The following is a 5,663-nucleotide window of genomic DNA, read 5'->3' as shown; positions in this document are numbered from 1 at the left end:
CGATCCTGCTCGCCCTGCAGGAACGTGCCCTGCAGGGCACGTTCCTGCAGGGCGAGCAGGATCGCCCTGCAGGAACGTGCCCTGCGCCATCGCCAATTCGGCGCGCTGCTGCATTCGCTGCCGCCGCTGACCCTGACCGAGGCGCTGCTGTTCCGCCTGATCGCAGCGGGATTCGTGTTGCTCAGCCTGACCCTGCTGACCGGGATCCTGTTCGTCGACAATCTGTTCGCGCAGCATCTCGCGCACAAGACGGTGCTGTCGATCGTCGCCTGGATCGTATTCGGCGTACTGCTTTACGGTCGGCGCGCCTGGGGCTGGCGCGGACGGCGCGCGGTCAACCTCACGCTCACCGGCATGGCGATCCTGCTGCTCGCGTTCTTCGGCACCAAGTTCGTGCTGGAGCTCGTGCTGCATCGGGCGGCGTGAGGGCTGAGGGCTGCGGGGCATCGCGGCTTGCGCCGCTCCCACGAACATGCCGGAGCTGTGTCTGAACGACTGCAGTCGCGATGCTGTTCGATCTCGGGGACCTACACGTCCCACGCAGCCGACAGCGCTTCGCCGAGGCGGTCGACCGCGAGGATCTCCATTTCGCCGAGGCGGGTCTTCTTCGGCGCGTTCGCCTTCGGCACGATCGCGCGGCGGAATCCGTGCGTCGCGGCTTCCTTGAGGCGCTCCTCGCCGTTGGGCACCGGGCGGATCTCGCCCGAAAGACCCACTTCGCCGAATGCGACGGTCTTGTCGGGCAGCGGCCTGTCGCGGAAGCTCGACAGCACCGCGAGCAGCACCGGCAGGTCGGCCGCGGTTTCCTGCACGCGGATGCCGCCGACGACATTGACGAACACGTCCTGGTCGTACACCGCCGCGCCGCCATGCCGGTGCAGCACCGCGAGCAGCATCGCAAGGCGATTCTGTTCGAGGCCGAGCGCGACGCGGCGCGGATTGCCCAGCGAACTCTGGTCGACCAGCGCCTGCACTTCGACCAGCAGCGGCCGCGTGCCCTCGCGCGTGACCATCACCGCGCTGCCCGCGGTCGGCCGCGCGTGCGCGGACAGGAAGATCGCCGAAGGATTGGGCACCTCGCGCAGGCCCTTGTCGCCCATCGCGAACACGCCCAGTTCGTTGACCGCGCCGAAGCGGTTCTTGAACGCGCGCAGCACGCGGAAGCGCGAACCGGACTCGCCCTCGAAGTAGAGCACCGCATCGACCATGTGCTCGAGCACGCGCGGCCCGGCGATGCCGCCTTCTTTCGTCACGTGGCCGACGAGGAATACGCTCGTGCCGGTTTCCTTGGCGAAGCGCACGAGCCGCGCGGCCGATTCGCGCACCTGCGACACCGACCCGGGCGCGGCGGTGAGCTGCTCGGTCCAGATGGTCTGGATCGAATCGACGATGAGCACGTCGGGCCTCGCCGTCGCGGCTTCGGCGAGGATGCGCTCGATCGAGGTTTCGGCGAGCGCTTCGAGGCCGTCGAGCGCGATGCCGAGGCGCTGGCCGCGCGCGGCGACTTGGGCGAGCGACTCCTCGCCGGTCACGTACAGGCCGCGCACGCGCTGGCCGAGCGTGCCGAGCATCTGCAGCAGCAGGGTCGACTTGCCGATGCCGGGATCGCCGCCGATCAGCACCACCGAGCCGGCGACGAGGCCGCCACCGAGCACGCGATCGAGTTCGCCGATGCCGGTGTCGCTGCGCCGCTCCGCTTCCGCGGCCACGCTCGCGAGGCGCGTGATCTTCGCCGGCCCGGTCGCGCCGGCATACCCCGTGCGCGACGCCGCGACCGACTTCGCGGCCGGCTGCACGACGATTTCGGCGAGCGTGTTCCACGCACCGCATTCGATGCACTGCCCCTGCCACTTCGAGTGCTCCGCGCCGCATTCGGAGCACACGTAAGCCGTCTTTGCCTTGGCCATCAGGCGTCGTCCTCGACGAAGCGGACGCGGCGCGTGACGCCGCAGGTGAGTTCGTAACCGATCGTACCGGCGTGCGCGGCGACTTCCTCGACCGGCAGGCCCCTGCCCCACAGCACGACCGGGTCGCCGACCTTCGCGTCAGGATGCCCGCGCAGGTCGATCGTGACGAGATCCATCGACACGCGCCCGACCAGCAGCGCGCGCGTGCCGTTGACGAGCACGGGTGTCGCGCCGTCGGAATGGCGCGGGTAGCCGTCGCCGTAGCCGATCGCGGCGACGCCGATCGGCATGTCTTCGGGCGCCTGCCAGGTCGCCGCGTAGCCGACGCGCTCGCCCTTGGATATGCGGTTGACGGCGACGAGCCGCGTCGCGAGCGTCATCGCCGGGCGGAATCCGAAATCGGCGCCGGTGCGCCCGGCGACGACCGAGATGCCGTACAGCGCGCCACCGGCGCGGACCCATTGCCCGCGCGCCGCAGGCCAGCCGAGCACGCCCGCCGAGTTCGACAGCGAGCGCTCGCCGTCGAGGCCTGCCGCCGCGCTCTCGAAACGCTCGATCTGCCCTGTCGTCATCGCGTCGTCGAACACGTCGGAGTTCGCGAAGTGCGTCATCAGCACGATGTCGCGATCGACGCAGGCGAGCGCGCGCAGGCGCGCGTGCACCTCGCGTGCGCGTTCGGGTGGGATGCCGAGGCGATGCATGCCGGTGTCGAGCTTGAGCCAGACGCGCAGCGGGCGCGGATCGCGGTCCGCGGCGAGCAGGTCGACCTGCGTGTCGCTGTGCACGACCGTGTCCAGGCGCAGGCGGCGCATTTCCGCGAGATCGGTCGCCTCGTCGTGGCCTGACAGCACGACGATGCGCTGCGACACGCCCGCCGCGCGCAGCCGCTGGCCATCGGCGATGCCGGCGACGCCGAACGCGTCGGCACCCTCGAGTGCGCGCGCGACACGCTCGAGGCCGTGGCCGTAGCCGTCCGCCTTGACCACCGCCATCACGCGCGCGCCGGGCGCGAGTTCTCGCACGCGACGCAGGTTTTCGCGCAGCGCGCCGAGATGGATCGTGGCGCTCGTCGCGCGCATGCCGTCGTTCCTCGTGGACTCGTCGCTTCATACGCCGCGCAGGAGCGGCCCGCACACGGCGCCGCAGCCTCGTCGTGGCGCTGGCAGCACCCCGCGGCACCGGCCGGTGCCGCTCCTGCTGGCTGACCATCCGCAGTCGCCGCGACCGCGACGACTGCACCGCCCGTCCCGCGACGGCCGGTTGTTTACTCGAACGTCCCTGCGTAGCTGTTGCTCGCGAGGTTCTCGAACTTCGTGTAGTGGCCGAGGAACGCGAGCTTCACGACGCCGGTCGGGCCGTTACGCTGCTTGCCGATGATGATTTCGGCGACGACCTTCTCGCCCGACTCCGGGTTGTAGTACTCGTCGCGGTAGATGAACATGATCACGTCCGCGTCCTGCTCGATCGCTCCCGATTCGCGCAGGTCCGCCATCACCGGACGCTTGTCGGTGCGCTGCTCGAGCGAGCGGTTGAGCTGCGACAACGCGATCACCGGCACGTTCAGTTCCTTCGCGAGCGCCTTCAGGCTGCGCGAGATTTCTGAAATTTCGGTGGCGCGATTCTCCTTCGTGCCGGGCACCTGCATGAGCTGCAGGTAGTCGATCACGATGAGGCCGAGGTCGTGCTCGCGCTTGAGGCGGCGCGAGCGGGCGCGCAGTTCGCTCGGGCTGAGCGCCGGCGTGTCGTCGATGAAGATCTTCGCTTCGCTGAGCAGGGTGATCGCGTTGGTCACGCGCGGCCACTCCTCCTCGGCGAGGTCGCCCGTGCGCAGGTGCTGCTGGTTGATGCGGCCGAGCGAGGAGATCAGGCGGAACGCGAGCTGCGAGGCGGACATTTCCATCGAGAAGACGGCGACCGCCTTCTTCGTCTTGAGCGCGGCGTACTCGGCCATGTTGACCGAGAACGCGGTCTTGCCCATCGACGGTCGCGCCGCGACGATGATGAGGTCGGACGGCTGCAGCCCCGCGGTCATCTCGTCCAGATCGATGAATCCGGTCGGCAGGCCGGTGACCGAGCCGCGGTTCTCGTAGCGCTGGTGCAGGATCTGGAACGCTTCCTTGACCGCGCTGCGCATCGGCACGAAGCCCTTGCGCCCGCGCGCTCCGGCCTCGGCGATATGGAACACCTTCTGCTCGGCGACTTCGAGCAGCTCCTGGCTGCTGCGGCCTTCCGGCTGGAACGCATCGCCGGCGATCTCGGTGCCCGCGTCGATGAGCTGGCGCAGCACCGACTTCTCGCGCACGATGTCCGCGTAGGCGGTGATGTTGGCGGCGCTCGGCGTGGAGTTGGCCAGTTCGATCACGTAACTCGCGCCGCCGACGAGATCGGTGAGGTTCTGCGCCTGGAACCAGTCGCCGAGCGTGACCGCATCGTACGGCATGCTCTTCGCCGACAGCTCGCCGATCGCGCGATAGATCAGGCGATGATCCTTGCGGTAGAAGTCGTCCTCGACGAGGCGATCGGCGACACGGTCCCACGAGTCGGGCGCGAGCATGAGCCCCCCGAGCACGGCCTGCTCGGCCTCGACCGAATGCGGCGGCACGCGCAGCGCTTCGATGTTGGAGACGTTCTTGCGTTCGGTCAGGGCCATGGCGACGCTGCGTTCGTTCGGCGATGAATCATCCGCGGCGCCGTCTCAACTGTCGAGACAACAACTCTGTGGATAACCTGTGCGTTGGTGCTCGTTGCGGAGTGGGAGGCCTGAAACAGAACGCCTGAAATCTTTGAACGCTCTTCGCAGGCGCAAACAGAAACGGGCGCCGAAGGCGCCCGTTTCGTCGGAGCGGTGAAGCGGTCGATCAGTCTTCGCCCGTGACCACGACCTTCACCGTGGTGTCCACGTCGGCGTGCAGGTGCACGTGCACCTCGAACTCGCCGATGTGGCGCAGCGGGCCTTCGCCCATCACGACTTCGCTCTTGTCGAGCGCGATGCCGGCTTCGGTGAACGCCACGGCGATGTCGCGAGGGCCGACCGAGCCGAACAGCTTGCCTTCCGGGCTCGCGTTCGCCTTGATCGTGACGGACGCGCCTTCGAACTGCGCCTTGCGCGCTTCGGCGCCGGACAAGAGCTGGTTCGCCTTCGCCTCGTATTCGGCGCGGCGCTTCTCGAACTCGGCGATGTTCTCGGCCGTCGCGGCCGTCGCCTTGCCCTGCGGCACGAGGTAGTTGCGGCCGTAGCCGGGCTTGACCTTGACCTGGTCGCCAAGGGCGCCGAGGTTCTTCACTTTCTGGAGGAGGATGAGTTCCATGGTTCTGCCTATTCGTTAGCGTCGGAGGTTCCGGCGCAGCTTTCGCTGTCCGAATGTTCGTGCGGGAAGGATGGCATCGCGATCACTTGCCTTCCCTGCCCTCTCCCCGGCGGGGAGAGGGAGAGTGGTCGTCGCGCTCGCGCGCGACGGCCGTTCAATGCGCGTCGCTGTACGGCAGCAGCGCGAGGAAACGCGCGTGCTCGATCGCGGTGCCGAGCATGCGCTGGTAGCGCGCCTTGGTGCCGGTGATGCGGCTCGGCACGATCTTGCCGGTCTCGCTGATGTACTGGCGCAGCATGTTGAGATCCTTGTAGTCGATCTCGGTCACGCCCTCGGCGGTGAAACGGCAGAACTTCTTGCGGCGGAAGAACTTGGACATGGGAAGATTCCTTCGGAGCTGGGCGGTGGCTTATTCGGCGGCTTCGGCGGGAGCGGAAGCAGCTTCCTC

The 5,663-nt window shown here is 68.3% G+C and carries 6 protein-coding genes; 1 reads left to right on the top strand and 5 read right to left on the bottom strand.

All coding sequences use genetic code 11. The features are described 5' to 3' along the window. The coding region (locus ACTHK2_RS08285; RefSeq protein WP_440245231.1) for a cytochrome C assembly family protein at positions 1 to 426 on the top strand (426 nt) is incomplete at its 5' end. Positions 427 to 527: 101 nt separating this feature from the next. Here ACTHK2_RS08285 and radA read toward each other — a convergent pair. From radA to rpsR, 5 genes are all read right to left on the bottom strand, one after another. Beyond that, on the bottom strand, positions 528 to 1,907 hold the full coding sequence (gene radA / locus ACTHK2_RS08280; protein ID WP_440245230.1) for a DNA repair protein RadA: 1,380 nt from the start codon (positions 1,905 to 1,907) through the stop codon (positions 528 to 530). After that, positions 1,907 to 2,986: an alanine racemase gene (gene alr / locus ACTHK2_RS08275; RefSeq protein ID WP_440245229.1), complete on the bottom strand. Its 1,080-nt coding sequence runs from the start codon at positions 2,984 to 2,986 to the stop codon at positions 1,907 to 1,909. Before alr ends, radA begins: the two co-directional genes overlap by 1 nt. 185 nt (positions 2,987 to 3,171) lie before the next feature. Further along, on the bottom strand, positions 3,172 to 4,557 hold the full coding sequence (locus tag ACTHK2_RS08270; RefSeq protein WP_440245228.1) for a replicative DNA helicase: 1,386 nt from the start codon (positions 4,555 to 4,557) through the stop codon (positions 3,172 to 3,174). Positions 4,558 to 4,765: 208 nt separating this feature from the next. Beyond that, positions 4,766 to 5,215 (bottom strand): 50S ribosomal protein L9, encoded by a 450-nt coding sequence (rplI, locus tag ACTHK2_RS08265; protein ID WP_440245227.1) that lies wholly within the window; start codon positions 5,213 to 5,215, stop codon positions 4,766 to 4,768. Between the two features lie 154 nt (positions 5,216 to 5,369). After that, positions 5,370 to 5,594, bottom strand: a complete 225-nt coding sequence (gene rpsR / locus ACTHK2_RS08260) for a 30S ribosomal protein S18 (RefSeq protein WP_131994381.1) — start codon at positions 5,592 to 5,594, stop codon at positions 5,370 to 5,372. Positions 5,595 to 5,663 lie beyond the last annotated feature (69 nt).

The sequence above is a fragment of the Dokdonella sp. genome (assembly GCF_051958935.1).
In the GTDB taxonomy this organism is placed as follows: domain Bacteria; phylum Pseudomonadota; class Gammaproteobacteria; order Xanthomonadales; family Rhodanobacteraceae; genus Dokdonella_A.
The sequence above is the reverse complement of the archived record's forward strand: the minus strand, read 5'-3'. Positions and strand labels throughout refer to the sequence as shown.